The sequence below is a fragment of the Anaerolineales bacterium genome (assembly GCA_022866145.1).
GTDB lineage: Bacteria > Chloroflexota > Anaerolineae > Anaerolineales > E44-bin32 > PFL42.
On the sequence record JALHUE010000302.1, the window covers coordinates 1 to 19,459 of the forward strand.

General features: G+C 66.2%; 22 protein-coding genes. 6 read left to right on the forward strand and 16 right to left on the reverse strand.

Annotation, left to right across the window (positions count from 1 at the left end; genetic code table 11):
* Positions 1-206 precede the first annotated feature (206 nt).
* Both MUO23_09245 and MUO23_09250 read right to left on the reverse strand, forming a co-directional pair.
* On the reverse strand, positions 207-1,169 hold the full coding sequence (locus MUO23_09245) for an endo alpha-1,4 polygalactosaminidase (GenBank protein MCJ7513136.1): 963 nt from the start codon (positions 1,167-1,169) through the stop codon (positions 207-209).
* Between the two features lie 634 nt (positions 1,170-1,803).
* On the reverse strand, positions 1,804-2,625 hold the full coding sequence (locus MUO23_09250; GenBank protein MCJ7513137.1) for a hypothetical protein: 822 nt from the start codon (positions 2,623-2,625) through the stop codon (positions 1,804-1,806).
* 227 nt (positions 2,626-2,852) lie between these two features.
* Here MUO23_09250 and MUO23_09255 point away from each other — a divergent pair, with 227 nt between their 5' ends.
* The 6 genes from MUO23_09255 to MUO23_09280 all read left to right on the forward strand — a co-directional run bounded on the left by MUO23_09255 (position 2,853) and on the right by MUO23_09280 (position 6,229).
* Positions 2,853-3,038 carry a hypothetical protein gene (locus MUO23_09255; GenBank protein ID MCJ7513138.1) on the forward strand — a complete coding sequence of 62 codons (186 nt, stop codon included), beginning with the start codon at positions 2,853-2,855 and terminating at the stop codon, positions 3,036-3,038.
* Positions 3,039-3,143: 105 nt separating this feature from the next.
* Positions 3,144-3,830, forward strand: coding sequence for a DUF3159 domain-containing protein (locus tag MUO23_09260; protein MCJ7513139.1), 687 nt, complete (start codon positions 3,144-3,146; stop codon positions 3,828-3,830).
* A 23-nt stretch (positions 3,831-3,853) separates the two neighbouring features.
* On the forward strand, positions 3,854-4,195 hold the full coding sequence (locus tag MUO23_09265; GenBank protein ID MCJ7513140.1) for a hypothetical protein: 342 nt from the start codon (positions 3,854-3,856) through the stop codon (positions 4,193-4,195).
* A 27-nt stretch (positions 4,196-4,222) separates the two neighbouring features.
* The gene (locus MUO23_09270; GenBank protein ID MCJ7513141.1) at positions 4,223-5,062 is read left to right on the forward strand and encodes a DegV family protein; all 840 of its coding nucleotides are present in this window, start codon (positions 4,223-4,225) and stop codon (positions 5,060-5,062) included.
* A 24-nt stretch (positions 5,063-5,086) separates the two neighbouring features.
* Positions 5,087-5,884: a DUF1295 domain-containing protein gene (locus MUO23_09275; protein ID MCJ7513142.1), complete on the forward strand. Its 798-nt coding sequence runs from the start codon at positions 5,087-5,089 to the stop codon at positions 5,882-5,884.
* Positions 5,885-5,902: 18 nt separating this feature from the next.
* Positions 5,903-6,229 carry a DUF1475 domain-containing protein gene (locus tag MUO23_09280; GenBank protein MCJ7513143.1) on the forward strand — a complete coding sequence of 109 codons (327 nt, stop codon included), beginning with the start codon at positions 5,903-5,905 and terminating at the stop codon, positions 6,227-6,229.
* Positions 6,230-6,545: 316 nt separating this feature from the next.
* On the opposite strand, the gene MUO23_09285 is transcribed toward MUO23_09280, so the two are convergent.
* The 14 genes from MUO23_09285 to MUO23_09350 form a co-directional block, all read right to left on the reverse strand.
* Positions 6,546-6,959 (reverse strand): pyridoxamine 5'-phosphate oxidase family protein, encoded by a 414-nt coding sequence (locus MUO23_09285; protein ID MCJ7513144.1) that lies wholly within the window; start codon positions 6,957-6,959, stop codon positions 6,546-6,548.
* 363 nt (positions 6,960-7,322) lie between these two features.
* The gene (locus MUO23_09290; protein MCJ7513145.1) at positions 7,323-7,688 is read right to left on the reverse strand and encodes a response regulator; all 366 of its coding nucleotides are present in this window, start codon (positions 7,686-7,688) and stop codon (positions 7,323-7,325) included.
* Positions 7,685-9,466 (reverse strand): ATP-binding protein, encoded by a 1,782-nt coding sequence (locus tag MUO23_09295; protein MCJ7513146.1) that lies wholly within the window; start codon positions 9,464-9,466, stop codon positions 7,685-7,687. Before MUO23_09295 ends, MUO23_09290 begins: the two co-directional genes overlap by 4 nt.
* Before the next feature lie 209 nt (positions 9,467-9,675).
* Positions 9,676-10,299: a 4-vinyl reductase gene (locus tag MUO23_09300; GenBank protein MCJ7513147.1), complete on the reverse strand. Its 624-nt coding sequence runs from the start codon at positions 10,297-10,299 to the stop codon at positions 9,676-9,678.
* A 70-nt stretch (positions 10,300-10,369) separates the two neighbouring features.
* On the reverse strand, positions 10,370-10,903 hold the full coding sequence (locus MUO23_09305) for an ATP/GTP-binding protein (GenBank protein ID MCJ7513148.1): 534 nt from the start codon (positions 10,901-10,903) through the stop codon (positions 10,370-10,372).
* A gap of 13 nt (positions 10,904-10,916) precedes the next feature.
* Positions 10,917-11,732 (reverse strand): DUF4388 domain-containing protein, encoded by an 816-nt coding sequence (locus MUO23_09310; GenBank protein MCJ7513149.1) that lies wholly within the window; start codon positions 11,730-11,732, stop codon positions 10,917-10,919.
* A 423-nt stretch (positions 11,733-12,155) separates the two neighbouring features.
* Positions 12,156-12,749, reverse strand: a complete 594-nt coding sequence (locus MUO23_09315) for a DUF5698 domain-containing protein (protein MCJ7513150.1) — start codon at positions 12,747-12,749, stop codon at positions 12,156-12,158.
* 20 nt (positions 12,750-12,769) lie between these two features.
* Entirely contained in the window at positions 12,770-13,297 is a 528-nt protein-coding gene (locus MUO23_09320; GenBank protein ID MCJ7513151.1) for a DUF5698 domain-containing protein, read from the reverse strand.
* 39 nt (positions 13,298-13,336) lie between these two features.
* Positions 13,337-15,529, reverse strand: coding sequence for an alpha-glucan family phosphorylase (glgP, locus tag MUO23_09325; GenBank protein ID MCJ7513152.1), 2,193 nt, complete (start codon positions 15,527-15,529; stop codon positions 13,337-13,339).
* 72 nt (positions 15,530-15,601) lie between these two features.
* The gene (locus MUO23_09330; protein MCJ7513153.1) at positions 15,602-16,480 is read right to left on the reverse strand and encodes a PIG-L family deacetylase; all 879 of its coding nucleotides are present in this window, start codon (positions 16,478-16,480) and stop codon (positions 15,602-15,604) included.
* 20 nt (positions 16,481-16,500) lie between these two features.
* A complete protein-coding gene (locus MUO23_09335; GenBank protein ID MCJ7513154.1) occupies positions 16,501-16,923 on the reverse strand; it encodes a secondary thiamine-phosphate synthase enzyme YjbQ in 423 nt (140 codons plus the stop codon).
* A gap of 58 nt (positions 16,924-16,981) precedes the next feature.
* The gene (locus tag MUO23_09340) at positions 16,982-18,130 is read right to left on the reverse strand and encodes a GGDEF domain-containing protein (GenBank protein MCJ7513155.1); all 1,149 of its coding nucleotides are present in this window, start codon (positions 18,128-18,130) and stop codon (positions 16,982-16,984) included.
* A gap of 23 nt (positions 18,131-18,153) precedes the next feature.
* Positions 18,154-18,945 carry an enoyl-ACP reductase gene (locus MUO23_09345; GenBank protein MCJ7513156.1) on the reverse strand — a complete coding sequence of 264 codons (792 nt, stop codon included), beginning with the start codon at positions 18,943-18,945 and terminating at the stop codon, positions 18,154-18,156.
* Positions 18,926-19,459: DNA-3-methyladenine glycosylase (locus MUO23_09350; protein MCJ7513157.1), on the reverse strand; the 534-nt coding region annotated here is incomplete at its 5' end. The genes MUO23_09345 and MUO23_09350, both read right to left, overlap by 20 nt.

Sequence of the window (19,459 nt, forward strand, 5' to 3'; positions counted from 1 at the left end):
CATGCGAGATTGCATCGAGTGTATTGATGCCTGTTGGGGGCACCACGTCCAATGCATGTTCTACAAGGCTTACTGGCTATGCTCTGACAGGGGGGCGTTGAGATGTACTTCGCATCTCAACGGCCGTTGATCCGGCTTCGACGAGTTGGTGGGCGGCATTCTCTACTCACCGAATATCGTAATCCGCTGGAAATCCGTCAAGCCAGTCAAGGGCACGTCTGCTGCCAAGCATCAAGGTCTCGATTCTTGAGAATGAGGCTGAAATTCAACTGCTTGGCCTCCTGACACAACTGCTCAAGGCCTACTCCGGCATCCGTATACTCAGCTGCAAGCACGGGCTTCCCCATTTGAACAAACGGCATCATGGCCTCACACCACCCCTCAGCAAAGCAGTCTTCGGTCAGTGCCCAATCGAAATAGGACAGAAGGTCGGCTACCTGGTCGGGATCGTTCTTTAGCCCGATGGACAGGCCGCGGGCGTGCGCCTCTTCCGCCAGCCACAGGTTGTACTTGAGTTGATCCGCGTAGGTCAGCGGAAAGCCGGTGTCGTTGGTGTAGCCGTCAATGTTGTCCGGCTCGATGCCGTCGAAACCTTTGTCCCTGCACAAATCCAACCGGGCGCGCATCATGGGTGCCAGCAACTCGATCTGACGGATGTCCAGCCAATTCTCCCCCGGCCAGCCTTGATAATCCTCGCCAATCACTGAAGCAGGGAACTGGTCCTCATCTGGACGCCAGTCTTCCCAGCTACCAACGCTTACGTAGCAGACTACTTTGCGGCCCCGTGCATGTAATGCCGCTATCACACTCGCGTCGTTGTCAAACGGATCAATGTCGTACATATCAACATCCAGGCTAAGGTCAACCGGAAGTTCGCTCAACTGCCACTGCCAGCGCAAGTTGACCGTAGGCTTCCACCAAATGCTTTGGCTGTCTTGGGGTGGCGGGGCAGCTCTAGGAGCAGATGGCGTTGTGAAAGAGGCAGACGATCGCGGTGGCGGTGTTGGTGTCGGTGCCAGCAGATTCGTCGAATTGCAGGCCACCAGCAGCACCACCGCAACTGCCACCCATTGTTTCTGATGCGATCTCATAGGGTATCCACCTCGGGCGAGGATGTCCTTCGACTGTGCTTGATCATTGAGCCGCCCAACGGCCTCGAGCTCCGCCAAGCGCGCTGGCCTCCCGACCGCTGCGCCGCACCGCAGGCCGTCTGGCGCCGGCCGTCACACTGGTTCCGCAGCCCGTGGTGACGGTACCGGTGGAGCGCATGGTGACGCCGCCTAAGGCGGCAGGCTTCGGAGAAGCCCGGGTGGCCGCTGGGCAGAGGGGCAGTCCCACTGCGCAGACTGACCCCCGCATGCAAGGCGTGATCACGACGGCGAGTGCGTGGTTTCCCAATGCAACCTCGACGGTCTGACCTGTATCGGCGATCACCAGGCGGTGCGCCGATCCACTCGGCCTGTCCCCAGGCAAAGCGGTATTGGCCGTGATCAAAGTCTCCAGTGTGATGATCGCGTTCGAATGGCCGATTGCCGCGCGCAATCAGCGAGGCAGGACGCCGAGCCCACACGGCGCTGCGGGCCGGCCTGCGCCTTCCTCTTCGGAAGGAACGTCGCTTCCCCCCGCTCCGAGCCCCCACGCCCTGCTGGCTGTACTCGAGGGTGATCTCGGTCCCCAGCAGGATCACATCCCCACTGGCCGGCGGCGCGGCCGGAGGATCCGCCAAGAACTTGTGGGAGCCAAGCAAGGGGCAATGCTACCTAGGGCATCGAGCTTGCGGCAGCCGGCTCCGGGGAACCGCGCTCACGGAGCGGCGGGCCAGATCTGTATGAAAAAGTGGGTTCCCACAACACCCATCGCCTTGACCGCGATCTCACTGTCCTCCAGCCTGATCTCAACGACCTGGCCGGTATCGCTGACAAGTCGATCGGTCTCGATCAGGCCTGCCGCGAGCAGGGCTTCTACGAAGTGCTCCTGCACCAGCGGATCGGAACACTCGAAGATAATCTGGTATCCGCCGGCATACTCCCCCCCGAGTTCTGCCAGAGAGGTCATCTGGCACGCGGCCGGCTGAGGCACACGGTCCGGGATGTCGCTTGGCCATACAAGGGGGGTGGGAGTGATGCGAGGCGGTGGACCCGGAGTCATGAAGCCGGCGTTGTCGATGTCAAGGTTGGCCCCCGGGTCTCCAGCCTCCAGACGCATGTGGTACGGCCCCTTGGCGATCTCGACGGAGTCCCATTCGCCGCGGGCGATGCGTTCGTTTGTCTGCTCGTCGGGGATCGAGGGCGCACTGTAGACGCTGTACTGCAGCTCAAAGCCCAGCGCTTCCAGCTGTGCCAGGTACTGGGCGATCGTCTGGTTGGAGACGGAGCTGTAGCTGATCCGGTATCTTGACCCCGGGTCAACGGTGACTCTCCGGATCTCGCCTTCAAGAGGCGGGATGTCGGCCGGGATATCCTCGGGCCACTTGGCGTACTCGCCGTATAGGAAGCCTGCCGTGGCCTTGTGGGCCACGAAGGCCGGATCCAGTTCAAGCTGGGAAGTGTCCGGGCTTGGGTTGCAGGCGTAGACCGCAAGTAGGACCAGAGGCACCAAGATGGCAGCAGGTTCACGGTTGTGCATCTGAGCCTCCTTGGGCTGGCGGGCGGCGGGCCCTCCGATGGAGCCGCGCGAGCAGGGTCGTTGGGACAGGGGGCCAGCGGAGGAACCAGGCTCGTGTGCTCCAGCAGCAGTCGCCGGGTGCGATCCGCCCGAGTGCGGCGGGTGACCGAAGAGACGCGGGGAGTCTAGACGCGAAGCCAGGCGGGGACAAACCGACGCCCGGTGAGCGCCACGTCGCCGGCTAGCTGGTGGTTTCGCAGGAGTCGGTCAAGACGCGCATCCGCCTCGCCCTGGAGAAGCTGGGCGTGCGCAGCAACAGTGAGCCCCGCCTGCGGCTGACCGGGTCGGGCGGACGTCGGCGGCCGGAGCCGGGGCCCAAGCCGCTTCCCGCCCGCACCCTTCTGCGCTCCGATCCCGACCTGCCTCTGTGTTAGGCTGCCCGGCCGGCGTTCCGGCTGCCAACATCTCGTCCAACTTGTATCTAGACAAAACATATATACTTGCGTATAATACTGCTCGGGGCGGAGAGGAGAGAAAGCGTGTCCATCGGAATCAGCAAGGCCAGCGAAGTGATGGACGAATTCCGCACGGTCGTGCTCGGACGCGGCGGGGTTCTAGACGTCATGATGCCACCGCTGGTGTTCCTGGCCGCCAATGCGCTGGCCGGATCGTTGGCCGCCATGCTGGCGGCGCTGGTCACCTCTGGCGGCCTCGTCCTCTTTCGTCTTCTCCGCCATCAGTCGGTGGTTTATGCGCTATTCGGCTTGGGAGCCTCGCTGCTGGCGCTGATCCTCGCCCAGGTTCTGCAGCGCGCCGAGGTCTTCTTCCTGCCCGACATGATCACCAACCTCGCCCTGGCCGCGGGCAGCCTGCTGTCCGTCGCCCTGAGGCGCCCCCTCGTCGCCTGGACCTCGCACCTGGTTCGACGCTGGCCGCGCGACTGGTATTGGCATCCGCGCGTCCGTCCGGCCTACACCGAGGTCACGCTCGCCTGGGCGGTCTACTTCCTGGCCCAGGCGCTGCTCCAGCTGAGCGTGTTTCAACTTCGGGAGGCAGCCTACCTGGCGGCACTCGGATTGTTCACCGGCTGGCCGGCAACCGTCATGCTCTTGATCCTGACCTATCTGTATGGCACCTGGCGCCTGGTGCGTTTGGCCGGCCCGAGCGTGGATGAATTCCGCGCCCAGGCCGCGCCGCCCTGGACCGGACAGCGGCGCGGCTTCTAGCCCCGCCAACAAGGAGGAACCGCATGACCGTGCTGCAAGTTCTCCAGATCGCGGCCGCCCTGGCCACCGCCGCCACCGGCCTGTTCGCGCTGGTGGCCCCCACCAAGGTGATCGGATTCACCGGCCTGCAGCCGATCGGCGGGCGCGGCATCACCGAGCTGCGCGCCGTGCTCGGTGGGCTGTTCATCGCCCTCGGCCTCGCTCCGCTGTTCCTCGGCGCCACTGCCTACCTGATGCTTGGGATCGGCTACCTGGCCATCGCCGTTGTGCGCGCAGTGTCGATGGTCTTCGATCACTCGGTGGTTCGATCCAATGTCATCAGCCTGATCACCGAGATCATCCTGGGCGTGATCTTGGTCCTGTAGACTCAAGCCGCCACCAGGAAGGTTCCCATGACCGTTCGCATTGTCACCGACAGCACCTGCGATCTGCCCGCCGAGGTGATCGCCGAGCACAAGATCGCCGTTGTACCGCTGTACATCAACTTCGGCACCCACAGCTTTCTCGATGGAGTCGACCTGTCGCGCGCTGAGTTCTACGCCCGCCTGCCGTCCAGCAATCCCCCGCCGACCACGTCCGCGCCAGGCACGGCGGCCTTTGCCGATAGCTACCAGGGGCTAGTCGCCGAAGGCGCCTCGGGCATCCTCTCGATCCACATCGGCTCGGCACTGAGCAATGTGTACAATGTCGCCCAGATGGCGGCGGCGACCATCACTGACGTTCCGGTGCGCGTGCTCGACGGCGGCCAGATCTCGCTGGGCACCGGATTCCTGGTGGAGCACGCCGCGCGTCTGGCCGCCTCCGGAGCACCGCTCGAGAAGATCGCAGCCTCGGTCGAGGTGCTCGCCGGGCGGACGCACTCCTTCGCTGCCTTCGACACGCTGGAATATCTTCGGCGCAGCGGGCGCGTCAACCTGGTCACGTTCTCCGTCGGCACGCTGTTGAAGATGAAACCGATCCTCAAGATGCACGCCGGCCAGATCATCACTGCTCGGGCGCGCACCAGCCAGGGCGCCATCACTCGCCTGGTCGACCTGGCGCTGCAGCTCGGGCCGCTCGAAAGCCTCGCCCTGGTCCATGCCGGCGCCCCCGAGCGGCTTGAGTTGCTGCGCCAGCAGGTGCAGACGCGTCTGCCCGGCGTACCCATCCGCATGGTGGGTGAGGTGGCGCCGGTGATCGGCGCTCACGTCGGGCCCGGCACCGTCTGCATTGTCTGCATCCAGACGGCCTAGCGCCGGGAGCCAAGGAGAAACACGATGGACTTCCTGAATATCTACCTGCGTGTGGGCGGCGTTGTTCTCGGGCTGATGATCCTGCTCTGGCTGCTCAGCCTGGCGCTGCGCAACTCGAGCATCGTAGACATCTTCTGGGGCACCGGCTTCGTGATCGTCGCCTGGGCGACGTTTGTGCTCACCCCGGAAGGCTACCTGCCGCGCAAGCTGCTGCTGGCCGGGCTGGTCACGGTCTGGGGCCTGCGGTTGTCGCTTCACATCCTGCGCCGCAACTGGGGCAAGCCGGAGGACTTCCGCTACGCCAAGTGGCGTCAGGAGAACGGCGCTCGCTGGTGGTGGAGGAGCTTCTTCAAGGTGTTCCTGCTGCAGGGGATCCTGCTGTGGATCATCAGCACTCCGTTGGTGGCGGCGCAGGTCAGCCCGGTTCCAGCAAGCCTGGGCCTGCTCGACGGATTGGCTGTCGTAGTGTGGGGGTTTGGGTTCTTCTTCGAAGCCGTCGGCGACTGGCAATTGGAGCGCTTCAAGGCCAATCCCGCCAACCGGGGCCGGCTGCTCACCACCGGCGTGTGGCGCTACACCCGCCATCCCAACTACTTTGGGGACGCGGCGCAGTGGTGGGGCTACTTCCTGATCGCCGCCGCGGCCGGCGGGTGGTGGACCATCTTCAGCCCGATCTTGATGACCCTGCTGCTGGTGCGCGTCTCCGGGGTGGCTCTGCTCGAGAAGACGCTCATCGAGACCAAACCCGGCTACCGCCAGTACGCCGAGACCACCAGTGCCTTTGTGCCCTGGTTCCCCCGCCGTCCGCGTTCGGGGGCCTGAACCCTTACGGAGGACCACATGCGAATTGCCAAAGTGATCTCGCTGCTCGGTGTGCTGGCCATGACTGGGGTGCTGATCTACGGCTTCACAGTGGGTGACTTCGCCAGCGAAGGTCAGCAGCTGCTGGCCATGCCGTGGGGCATCGTCTCGCTGGTTGACCTGTATGTCGGCTTCATGCTGTTCTCGGCCTGGATCGTCTTTCGCGAGCGTTCCCTTGGACGCTCGCTGGTCTGGGTCATCCTGATGATGGTGCTGGGATTCTTCACCGGCAGTCTGTATACCTACCTGGCGCTGCGGGGCAGCGGCGGAGACTGGCACAAGTTCTGGTACGGCCGCCGGGCCTGAAGGCCGCCGCTCGCGTCGAGCCTATCGGCTTGCGCCAATCGTCGCATGGGAAGCACGGCGCAAGGGCGCCGATAGCCGCCCTTGCGGAGTTCTGCCCATAGGTAAGCCCCTTCGAGTCAGGCTACGCCACGAACTGGCGCTCCCATTCTGGCGCTAGGCAAACGGCAGGCAAGCCTACCCGGCCCCTTTTCCCCCCAGCCGAGTCGGTCGCGAACCACGCTGCGGTGAGCACATCGGGACGATGTGCGGCCGGCCTGCCCCGGAACGGCGGGCCGGGGGGCAGGCAGTGGGTTGCTGGGCTCTGACCCTTTCCCAACTACCACACCCGTATGACGCGGTTGGGTTTGAGGCGGAGGAGTACTGTGTCACCTTCGGACCACTGCGAAAGCTGGCTTTCTGCCTTTTCTTCGGACTCATACCGGAGCAGCAAACGGCGGGCAGAAGATTGCTCGGGGTCTGGTTCGACCTTCAGAGTGCCCTGGATCATGTAGCCTTCGGCATCCTCGTCGGGGTCGCCGCCGATGACGACGGCCGCTTTCGGATTGCGGAGGGCATTCCGAACTTTGGCTTCGCCCCGGTCTGTACCGAAAACAATGTCGTCACCCTGGCGCATGAAATAGATCGGGACGACGTGAGGAAATCCTTTGCGGTCTATTGTGCACAGGCGGGTAAGGCGAGGCTTACCCAAGAAGCGACGCACTCTTCGGGAGAGGATTTGGGTACTTGGCATGGCAGTTTGTTGTCGCCGGCGCCTAGCGGTCTCGAGCTTCGCGACCGCGAAGCGTTCTGGTAGGAAGCACCCCGTGGGGAAACTGCCCGGCGGAAACGGGTAGTTCCTTCCCCACTCTACGCCCGGCTGGCAGGCCGAGCAAGCGGCCCCTATGCCCCTGCCGGCCAGGTCAGGCTCACGCGTCCCGGCCCTACGGCCGCGGGAGGCGCGGTCAGCCCCTAAGCTGCCGCTTCACGGTGGCCCGATAGCGTGCCAAGGCCGTCTCAGTTTCCCCACCAGAGTTGCAGGCTTCCCCGCTATGCCCCGGCGCCTTGGCTTGGACCTATCGATTGAATTACGTCGAAACCAACTGTGGCAGCGAAGCTAGCCATCGAGGAGCGCCTGAAGGCGCGCGGCCAGTTCCTGCGGGGAGAAGGGCTTGAGGATGTAATCGACGGCGCCGGCCTGCTGCCCCTGCAGGATCTCGGCCTCCTGCCCTTTGGCCGAGAGGAAGACGACCGGGATGTGGCGTGTGTCCTCCCGCTGCTTCAGTTGCTGGCAGACCTCGTAGCCGGTCAGGCGGGGCATGCGCACGTCAAGCAGCAGCAGATCGGGCAGCTTCTCAGCCGCCAGCTGTACGGCCTGCTCTCCATTGTCGGCAGTGATCACGTCGAAACCGTGGTAGCGCAGGGTGAAGGTGATCAGCTCGCGGATATCGCGCTCATCCTCGGCCACCAGGATCGTCTTCATTCGGCCTGTCCTACGGGGATCCGGGCGGCGTACAGTGGCAGGGTGAAGGAGAAGGTGGTGCCCTGGCCGGGGACACCGCTGCTGCTGACCCCGATCTGGCCGCCCTGCATCTGCACCAGGCTGCGCACGATCGCCAGGCCGAGGCCGGTACCGGGGACCCCCAGTTCCAGAGCGCGTTCTCCGCGGAAGAAGCGCTCAAAGACGCGGTCGATCTCGGCGGCGGGAATGCCGATGCCGGAATCCTTGACGGTGAACTCGATCTGGTCCCCGACGGCCTGGGCGGCCAACTCGAGTGAGCCTCCGGCGCGGGTGAACTCGACGGCGTTGTCGATCAGGTTCTCGAACACCTGGCGCATGCGCTCCGAGTCGCCGGAGACAACGGGCAGGTCGCCCACCGGCTTGACGAGAACGTCCAGCGGCTTGTTCTCCTGCTGACAGCGGGCGAGGGCATAGCTGCGTGCCTCGTCCAGCAGTTCGGCGGCCGACAGCGGCTGAGGGCTGAGTACGGCCCGGCCGGCTTCGATGCGGGAAAGATCGAGCAGCTCGGCGACCAGCGAGGCCAGGCGCTCGGTGTTGGTGCGGATGACCTCGACGTAGCGCCGCTGCTCCTCATTCAGCTGACCGACGGCGTTCATCAAAAGGATCTCGGCATAGCCCCGGATCGAGGTCATCGGGGTGCGCAGTTCATGGCTGACGGTGGCGACGAACTCGGATTTCAGCCGGTCGACCTCGACCTCGCGGGTGATGTCGCGGAAGCTCGAGACGGTTCCCAGGAAGCCGTTCTCGCCGCGGATCGGGGTGACCTGGACCGAGACCACCCGCCCGTCCTCCAGTTGGATTCGCTGCGACAACGACGCCGGCCCGGACGGGCGCCCGTTGGCCTCGGCCCAGGCCTGCACGGCCTGCGCCCACTCGCGGGCCGAGCGGCCGAACATGCCGATCAGGCTGGTCGCCGGCCGGCCCAGCACCTGTTCGCGCTGCACACCCAGGATGCGCTCGGCGGCCGGATTGAGCAGGGCCACCTGATGGGCGCCGTCGGTGACCAGCACGCCCTCGGCGATGGCCTCCAGGATGGCGCGCGACTTGCTGGCTTCGACCTGCTGACGGTGCAGCGAGGCGCTGAGCTGCTCCGCCTGATCGTGGATCAGGCGATACAGCTCGGCGTTGTTCATGGCCGCCGCCACATGCTGGGCGATGGCCGCCACCAGGCGCACCTGGCTCTCGTCGAAGGCGGCTGTCCGGCGGCTGAGCAGGATCATCGCTCCCAACACCCGGTCGCCGACGACCAGCGGAACCGCCAGGGCGCTCTGGGCCGTGTGGGCCCTATCGCTGAGGGGAATCCAGCGCGAATCCGACCGCAGGTCGGTGATCGCCACCGGCTGGCGGTGCTCCATCACCCAGCCGGCCAGTCCCTCGCCGCGGCGGAAGGGAGAAGGCCTGCCCTCGGGTGGAATCATCCCCTCCGAGCCAAGCCAGGCAGCGTGGCGCAGCGGCGAGTCGTCAGGCGCGGCCAGCAGGATATCGGCTCGGTCGGCACCTGTCAGGCGGCGGCCCAGCACCAGCGCCTTATCCATGACGGAGGCCAGGTCCAGGCTGCTGGAGAACTCGGCAACCGTGCTCAGCAGTCCCTCGATCGGCCACTCTTCGACTCCAATGCCCGCCAGCGCCACGGTTCGCCCGCTGTCGGGGGGGCGCGTTTCGCGGCGTCCCAGCACAAAGGCGATGCTGGCAATGACGACCATGCCCAGCAAGGCGATGGCCGCGTAGGCAGTGTCCACCTGGTGCATCTCCTGATGGCTGCGCACGCCCGGCCAGCAACCCGCCGCGCCGGCAGCCTCCGCACCCCTTATGGAACCGCGAAACTCGGGCTCCGGCGTATAGCACTGGGGTCATGCAGACCGCAGTTGCCGGCCAGCCTGGGCAGGAGGCGCGACGCCGCCCGGTCGAGCCGGGTGTGGCGGTCGATTTGGACCGATAGGGTCGGCGTTCAGTCGAGAGGTTGGCGGTCGATCTGGATGCGGCAGCTGGAGTCGCCGCGCGCCAGGCAACTGGACTCTTCGACCAGGAAGTTCTTGCCGCCACTGATCCAGTACAGCGTCTCTTGCAGCAGCCCGACGGCCATGTGGCAGCAGGCGTCCTGGGTGTGCCGCCCCCAACAGAACGGACAGCGCCGCAGGTGCCAGTAGAAGGCGTGCGGTTGTTCCTCCAGCTCGACGACCTCGTCGGCGTACTGGTTGAAGACGCTGGCGAAGCCCTCCACGCTGGCCTTGAGCTTCATCGGCATGGGCAGCAGCCGGAAGGTCAGGTCGGTCAGGCCCAGCCGCGGGCCGAACTCGCGCAGGCTGTAGCGGAAACATACCCGGCCAGCGCGCAGCGCCAGGCCGCGTCCGCCGCGCGGGCCGTACAGATTCTCCAGGCCCTGGTGCAGCCGGCCGACGTCTTCGAAGGGGAACTCCGGGTCCAGGTTGCTGGGCGGCAAGTTGTTGACCAGGTGACGCAGGCCGGCCGAGTTGAGCACGGCCGTCAGCCCGGTATGGCCGATGACCTCCTCCAGCGATAGAAGGAGGCTGCGGCTGATGCTGTTGGGCAGATAGTAGGTGGGGAGGATCACAACCTCGGGTATCGATCGGTTCGGTGGTGCGACCCCGGCAGGTGGAGGCCAGCACCCAGGTCGGGCCGGGCTACTTCTTCTCCATTTCCTCGAGGATGCTGAACAGCAGCTCGAGCAGGACCTTCTTGACGGACTCGCGGTCGCTGGCGACGCAGGGCAGCATCTTGATGCTGCTGTCCAGCTTGAGGGCGATCCGCAAGTCGTCTACTGTCCATGCATCCTTGATGTCCTGCTTGTTGGCGGCGACGACGTACGGCGTCGGCGCATAGGCGCGGAAGGTCTGCAGGATGCCTTTGGCCTCGCGGAAGGTCTCCGGGCGAGTGCTGTCCACCATCACGATGAACCCAAGCATGCCTTCGGACAGGATCTCCCACATGAAGTCGAACCGCTTCTGGCCTGGCGTCCCGAAAAGGTACAGCACCAGGTCGTCATCGACGGTGATCCGGCCGAAGTCCATGGCAACCGTCGTGGTCTCCTTGATGCGCTCGGCCTCGGTGGAGATCTTGCGTTCGGTGGACACGACATCGATCTCGCTCACCGAACGGATGAAGGCCGTCTTGCCGGCTGAGAAGGGACCTGTGACCACCATCTTGACGGTTTGCATGGCTGATCCTCGGCTAGAGGGTCCGAATCCGGTCGATCAAGCGGTTCACCAACGACGACTGCTGTTTGGGATCGACCGGAGGCAGCTTCCGGGCCTGAGCTGGCAGCGGCATCCCTTCCGGCCTGACGATCTCCACCAGCCCCGCCTGGAGCAGGCCGAACACCACGCGCCGCATCTCCAGTTCGTTCATCTTGTTCGCTTTGGCGATCTGGCGGATGGAGTTCTTGGGATTGATGAAGGAAACGATCTTCCATTCCTTGACGTTCAGGTTGAGGTTCTTGATGTCGGTCCCCGGCCGCTCCACGAAGCGCAGGGCCATGTCCAGGTTCGGAATCTCCTCCTGGAGCTGCTCCCATTCGCGCATGCGGCGCGAACCCTCGATGATGATGTTCTCCATGTCCATCCGGACGACGATTCGGTCCTCCGGGGGGAGCACATCGTTGTCGAAGCGGAAGAAGCCATCGACCCAGGTGAACAGCTGATAAACGATATCCAGCACGTACTGGCGGATGGCGCTCAGGATGTCCTGCTGTGAGAGGTAGCCGGCGTTGATCAGCAGCAGGCCGAGTTCCTTGTCTCCCTTGTCGGGAGCGTGCGTGCGGATGACCTGCGCCTGCTTGGGCGTGATCCGGCCGGCCTTGGTCAGGATCCCGGTCAGCGTCCCGTCTTCGTTCCCCAGCTGGGCATAGATCAGCTTGCCCTCCTTGAACGTCACCCAGGCGGCCTCATTCGGCCCTTCGACGGTGAGTGTTCCGGTCTTGCGGGCTAGGCTGATCAGGTTGAAGAGTTGGGTGACGCTGAAATCGCGCAGGTTGCCCTTAAGTGCCATGCAGGCCTCTTTGCGCCTCTCCCCGGAACATGCTCACGGGTGGCGGCATTATACCCAACATGCGCGAGGCATGGAAACGCTGCCCGTAGCTGCGGGTCATTGCCGTTCCGCCACGGACAGGATGCAATGCTCATGCCGCACATCGCCCGGGTCAGTCACGACCGGGAGGCGCGCCGGCGGCCTCGATTGGTCAGTGGCCAGCTTGCTCCCCGTGCAGGCGGCGCCCCTGGGCCGCGAGCAAAGCGCCGGCAACCGGGCGGCAGCATCGGTCGGCCATCAATGGAAACATGAGGACCAGCGACGGACGGGGTGGGGGACGACGGTTCAGCCGGCGGCGTCGGGGTGGAAGGTGTTGATGCTGGCGATTGCCGCGCAGCCCGATCTGGCCGATCGTGGCTTGACTCGCTCCCGGCGCAGGAGCGGCTACGGCCTCCAGCCCCCGCGCAGCTGGCGCACGTGTTCGACCGTCATGAAGGCGGACGCATCCTCGCCCAGGACCAGGTCCTTGACCGGTTCGACCTGGCGCCGGGGGACGTAGGCCAGGATCAGGCCGATCGCGCCTTGCTGACCCTGGCCGGGGATGTAGGTCGCCCCATAGCCCTGGGCGTGCAGCCGGCTCTGAATCGCCAACCCAAGCGTCGGACTGACGATGCGGATCAGGCTGTGGCCCGGCGCCAGGCGCTCCTCGAGGACGATACCCAGGAGCGTCCCGGTGGCGAACCCGGCGGCATAGGCCGCAACGTTCTGCGGCTTCCCCAGCGTAGCCAGCACGCCGGAGACGACGATGACGAAGATCCCCGATTCAACAAAGCCCACCAGCCACACCAGCCGGCGCCGGCCGCGGGCGACGCCGGTAACCCGCAGCGTGTCCAACGTCATGTCGAAGGCGCGCAGGGTGAACACGATCAGCCCGACCAGCAGCGGAGGCAGCTGCGTCCAGGCCGGAGCGGACGGGCCCAGAAGCGGCCCAAGCGCTGAAACCCAAGCCGTGCGCAGCGTCTCGATCAAGCTATCCATGGACCAGACCCGGCCTCCTGCTAGGCCCGCCAGAAACCGCGGTGGAGCGGGCGGACTTCCTCGACCGTGACGAAGGCCTCCGGATCGATCTGCAGCACGGCATTGCGCACGCGGTCGATATCCCGGCGGCGCACGCTGCAGGTGATCACACCGACGGTGCCGTCTTTGCCGCGTCCGGACAGCTCGGTAGCGGCATAGCCGGCCTGGCGGATTGCGGCGGCGATGGCGCTGGCCAGGGTGGCGCTGATGATCCGCAGATGGCCGTGGCCGATGGCCAGGCGCTCCTCGATCGTCATCCCGACCACGTTCCCCGTGGCGAAGCCGGCGGCGTAGCCGACGATGTTCCACGGGTTGTTGAGGTTCGCCAGAACGCTGGTGATGGCCACGACCCAGATGGCGGACTGCAGGAAGCCGAAGATCCAAGCCTGGGCCTTGCGCCCGCGGATGACAAATAGCACCCGCAGCGTGTCCAGGGTCATGTCCGTCACGCGCAATGCGAAGATGGCGAACGGCATCAGGGCGGCAGGGATCGCGAGCAAGTCAGGCATCAGGGATCATCCGAGCGCTTGGGGTGGCGGGCCGGCCGGTCAGGAGAGCACTGGCGCCGGCTGGACCTCGGCGGTTTCGGCCAGATACATCTGGCGGACGTAGTCCTTCACCATGCGCCGCATGCTGAACTGGGGCGACAGTGTGCGCATCGACTCCTTCATCCAGCCGATCCATTCCCCGGGCAGATTGTCGGCGGAGCGTTCGACGTAGAACAGCGGGATGACCTGATTCTCCAGAAGGTCGTACAGGCTTTCGGCATCGGCCGGATCGTCCCCATCGAACGTCGGATCGTCCGACCCGTTGCCAATGGCCCAGCCGTTGTGCCCGTTATAGGCCTCGCGCCACCAGCCGTCGAGGATCGACAGGTTCAGGGCGCCGTTGAGCGCCGCCTTCTGCCCGGATGTTCCCGAGGCCTCGTTCGGCCGCCGGGGCGTATTCAGCCAGACATCGACCCCCTGAACTAGATAGCGCGCCAGGTTGATGTCGTAGTCGTCCAGGAACACCAGCCTGCCGGCGAACTCGGCCCGCTTGACCTGGCGGTAGACCTCCTGGATCAGCAGTTTCCCCGGTTCGTCGGCCGGATGGGCCTTGCCGGCGAAGATGATCTGCAGCGGCTGGGTCGGGTGGTTGACCATCTTCAGCAGTCGATCGACGTCGTGCAGCAGCAGGCTCGCCCGCTTGTAGGTTGCGAAGCGTCGGGCGAACCCGACCGTCAGGGCATACGGGTCGAGTAGCACCCCGCTGGCGATGGCCTGGACAGGATGGAACAGCCCCTTCTGCCAGCGCTGACGGGCGCGCTCGCGCACGTAAGCCACCAACTTGCGCTTAAGGTGGCGGCGCACGGCCCACAGTTCTTCATCGGGAATACGCTCCAGGGACAGCCAGATCTCCGGATCGTCGAGGCGCTCGCGCCAATCCTCCGGCAGGTAACGGTCATACAGGATGCCCATGCGGCGCGCCAGCCAACTGCCGGTGTGGACGCCGTTGGTGATGTGGCTGATCGGAACCTCGTCCACCGGCCGCTCCGGCCATAGGAACGACCACATCTTGCGCGACACGCGGCCGTGCAATTCCGAGACGCCATTGCAGCGGTCGGACATGCGGATGGCCAGGATAGCCATGCTGAAGGTCTCGCCCCAGGGGTGCTTCTGTCGCGCCAGGTCAAGGAACCGATCGCGGTCGACCCCCAGCTGCGGCCAGAAGGCGCTGAAGTACTTGTCCATCAGCCACAAGGGGAACTCGTCGTGTCCGGCTGGAACCGGGGTGTGGGTGGTGAAGATGGTCGCCGCCCGGACCTTGTCGACGGCCTGCTCTGACGTGTGGCCGGCGGCAACCATCTCTCGCAGGCGCTCGAGCGCCAGGAAAGCCGAGTGGCCTTCATTCATGTGCCAGGCGGCGGGGTTGTAGCCGAGGGCGCGCAGGGCGCGCACACCGCCCAGACCGAGGATGATCTCCTGAGAGATGCGCAGCTCGAGATCGCTCGTATACAGGCGGGCGGTCAGGCTGCGATCCGCCGGCTGGTTCTCCGGCACATCGCTGTCAAGCAGCAGCAACGGCACCCGCCCGACCTGGATCTTCCACAGACGGGCGTGCACAGCACGGCCGGGAAGATCGAGGCTGACGGTGAGCGGACGATCGTCGCGCGCCATCACCGGGATCACCGGCAGGTCGTTGAACGCCAGCGAGGCGTAGTGCGCCTCCTGCCAGCCGTCCTCGGTGATGCGCTGTTTGAAGTAGCCCTGGGTGTACATGAAACCGACGGCCACCAGCGGCAGGCCAAGGTCACTGGCCTCCTTCAAATGATCCCCGGAGAGCACGCCCAACCCACCGGCATAGAAGGGAAGCGATTCGTGCAGGCCGAACTCGGTGGAGAAGTAGGCGATGGGGTAGTTCAACCGTTCAGCATGGTTCTGGCTGAACCAGGTGGGCCGGCCGGGTTCGAGGTAGTCGTCGAAGGCGCGCAGCAGACGATCATAGCGATCCAGGAACGACCGACTGTGCGTGGCCTCGGCCAGGACCCGGCTGGGGAGGCGCTGTAGGAACAGCACCGGGTTGTGGCCGGCTTGCTCCCAGGCGTCGGCGTCCAGCCGGCTGAACAGGCGGGCGGCCTCCGGGTTCCAGGTCCACCACAGGTTGTAGGCCAGCTCCGCCAGGCGCCGCACCCGGCGCGGCAGGTTGAAATCGCGCGGGATGGCGATCGGGAGCGGTGCTGGGAAACTGCGGTCATCCATGGGTGAGGTCACAGTGAAGGCGGGCGTGGACCCGGGAATCTTACCATGCCGTCTGGCAGGGCTCAGCCCGCGTCAGGGGATATTCGGGGAGATGTCGGTGAAGAGATCGTCCTCACGCAGCCCGGGGTCGGCGGGGGGAACGGCGCGGGTGAACGTCTCCGAGCCCCCGGCCAGGCGCAGCAGCCAGCCCATGATCCCGCTGCGGGGCATGCCTCCCTGACTGGCGTGGCAGGCGCTGGCCTGGGCCTTGAGCCGCGCCACCGGCCGGATGTTGATGCGGGTGTGGATGGGGAAGTCCTGGGCGGCGATGTCCACCAGGTCGATGTCCCCGTTCTGGCCGAAGTGGCGCGGGTCGCGCCGCACCAACGGCATCAGCCGCACTATCAGGCGCAGGGCGCGGCGAGGGAGCGAGGCGTAGTACAGCTTGTCCGCCTGGTGGGCCGGCCCCGCCTCGGGCATGAAGTCCGCATCGCCGGCCTGGTCAAAGGCCTGGATGGTCGCGCGGTGAATGGCGATGTGATCGGGATGGCGATACCCACCGATCGGGTCGAAGGTGATCACCACCTGGGGGCGAAGCCGCCGGAACCACCACACCAGGCGATGGGCGACCTCCTCGAGCGGCGCCGCTGCCAGGGCTTGCGGATGGCGGTTGTCGGCGGAACCGGGCATGCCCGAATCCCGGTAGCCGAGGAAGTGCACGCCGGCCAACCCGAGGTGACCGGCCGCACAGCGCAGCTCGGACTCGCGCAGGCTGGCGATGTCGGCATGCGGGGCCAACAGCTCAGCCGGCGCCGCGCCGACCTCGCCGCGGGTGGCGCAGATCAAATGGACTTCTACACCTCGCTGGGCGTACAGCGCCAGGGTCCCGCCCGGGCCGAAGCTCTCGTCATCCGGGTGGGCGAAGACTGCCAGTAAGCGCAGCGGGCGATTGGGTGGGCTGGTCTTGGTCATGGAGGCGGGATGATACCACGTCACTCGGGGTCGCCGACCACCTGCACCCGGATCTCGCGCCGGCGGGGGCGGACGTCGAAATCGATGAAGATCACCTGTTGCCAGGTGCCGAGAAGGGGGCGGCCCTCGACGACCGGCAACGACAGCGAGGGCCCCAGCAGCGCCGCCCGCAGATGAGCGTGGCCGTTGCCGTCCCCCCAGCGCTGGTTGTGCAGGTACTCGGCCTCGGGTGGTGCCAGCCGGTCCAGGGCGCGCCGCAGGTCCTCGACGGCGCCGGGCTCGAACTCCAGCGTTGTCAGGCCGCTGGTAGATGAGGCGGTGAAGACGCAGGCGATGCCGTCGCGGATGCCGCTCTGCTCGATGGCGGCCCGCACGCCGTCGGTGATATCGTGCACCTCGGCCTGGCCGCTCGTCGATAGCTTGAGGATGTGGCTGTGGACCATTCTGACCTTCCCGTGGGCGCAGGCGAGCCGCCGGGCGTGCGGCTGGGAGGAACCGGGCCTACAGGGCAGGTGCCTCGGCCGCCGGGAGCTCGTCCTCGGTGCGGGCGTGTGCCTTGCCGGTCGACTTCGCCAGGTATTGTGCGGCGTCCGCCCGGGCCAGCATGTCCTCGAACGAGGTGTCGGAGTCGTGCACGCGGCTGATGCCGGCGGAGAAGGTCAGCGGGGGCACGGCCGGTCCCAGCTGCTGGCTGTAGGCGTTCAGGGCCCGACGGAGCTTGTTGGCCACATTGCAGGCGCCGTCCAGGCCGGTCTCAGGAAGCAGCAATGCGAACTCTTCGCCGCCGAGGCGGGCCAGCAGATCGGCGGTGCGCAGCACGGCCAGCATCGACTTGGCAACGCCTCGCAGGATCTCGTCGCCGAACATGTGGCCGAAGGCATCGTTGATGGTCTTGAATCCGTCGAGGTCGAGGTACACAAGGCTGAGCGGGCGCCCGTAGCGCAGCGCCCGCCGGAACTCGCGCTCGAACTGCTCCATCAGCCGGCGACGGTTGGCCAGGCCTGTCAGGGGATCGGTGTGGGCCAGGGTCGCCATTTCCTCGGCCTGGGTGGAGAGCATGTCCAGGCTGTCGCGGGCATGCGACGCCAGCGAGTTCATCATGGCCGCCGCCGCCAGCGCCACCAGGCCGTTCCCCAGGACGAAGACCACGCCGATCGCCGGCTCGACCGGCATCAGCCAGGAGGCGGCCAGGCCGCGGATCGCCAGCCAGGTCACCGCATTGGCCATGATGGAACCAGCGGCAAAGGCGAAGGCGGCTGCCCCGCCGATCAGCGCCCCGGCCAGAAGAACAGAGATCAGGTAGGTCGGGCCGACCAGGTACAGGTCGTGGGGCGCGAACAGGGTGTTGAGCAGAGGGTAGAGGAAGGTGCAGATCGCCAGCAAGTAGCCGGCGGCGATGACCCGGCGCCGGCGCTCCAGCCCGCTGGCGATGGCCAGGGCGGCGCCGATGATGGCGATCGCGGCCAGGTCGAAAGGATAGGCGTGTTCCGTGGTGGGGCGCAGGACGAACCAGGCCAGCAGGTCGACGGCGAGCCACAACGCCAACAAGACGGCCGAGGCGACCAGGACCGCCCGCGTGACCCGCTGGCGGTAGCGAAGCTCGACGGGGTCGAGCCGGGGGTTCAAGTTCCGTTCGAGGCGGGCCAGCATTTGCGGCGTCCGGGGGTGATCGCCTATCCTTCGCCCTCGGCTGGGGTCGGGAGGCCGAGGATATTGTAGCCCGAATCGACGAAGATCACCTCGCCGGTGATCGCCCGCGCCATGTCGGAGGCCAGCCAGACGGCGGCGCCGGCGACATCCTCGGCGGTGACGTTGCGGCGCAGGGGGGCAATCTCGGCGAAGGCCTTGTACAGGCGCCTGAAGCCGCTGACCCCGGACGCCGACAGCGTACGCACCGGGCCGGCCGAGATCGCGTTGACCCGGATGCCGCGCGGGCCGAGGTCCGCCGCTAGGTAGCGGGTCGAGGCCTCGAGGGCGGCCTTGGCCACGCCCATCACGTTGTAGTTGGGCATCACCTTCTCGCTGCCGTAGTAGGTCAGGGTCAGCATGCTGCCGCCGTGAGGCATCAGGGGCAGGGCGGCCCGCGCCAGGGCGGTGAACGAGTACACGCTGATCTCCATGGCGGTCAGGAAGCCCGGGCGGCTGGTCTCGACATATGGCCGGGAGAGCTCGTCCCGGCCGGCGTAGGCGATCGAGTGCACCAGGATGTCGATGCTGCCTAGATCCTTGGCGGCTCGGTCGAACAGGGCCTGGATCTGCTGATCGCTCGAGACGTCGCATGGCTCGACGAATCCGGCGCCTACCGATTCCGCCAGCGGGCGGACGCGCCGCTCCAGCACTTCGCCGGCATACGAGAAGGCTAGCCTGGCACCGTGCTGGTGCATCGCCTGAGCGATGCCCCAGGCGATCGAGTGATCGTTGGCGACGCCGAAAACGAGCGCGGTCTTACCCTCGAGAAGTCCCATTGCCTGCCTCCTCCATCCGCTTCCGGCCGGACGCCGAGACCCGGAAGCGCCAGGGTTTGCTCTTCCACGGCTCCGGTACAGTGTCCAGCCCCACCCGCGGGCCGCGGGTGACATAGCGTCCGTCGATGATCTCGTCTCGCTCGATGAACAGCCGCGCCCGCCGGCCGCACAGGTCGTGACTATCCAGGCGGCGGTCGATGGCCAGCGCCTGGCACAGCTTGGCCGGGCCATCCGTCAGGCCGGCCGGGCCCGACCGGCGGCGTCGCTGGCGCATGCGCCGTTCCCCCTCGGCCGGGTGCATCGCCCGCAGCAAGACCGCTGCCGGGAAGCCCTCGTCTTCGGTGACCACGTTCAGCATCCAGTGCATGCCGTAGGTGAAGTATACGTAGGCATGCCCCGGCGGACCCCACATCGAGGCGTTGCGGGCGGTGCAGCCGGCGCGGGCATGGCATCCCTGGTCGGCCTGGCCGACGTAGGCCTCGGCCTCGACAATCCAGCCGCTCGTGCGCTGCCC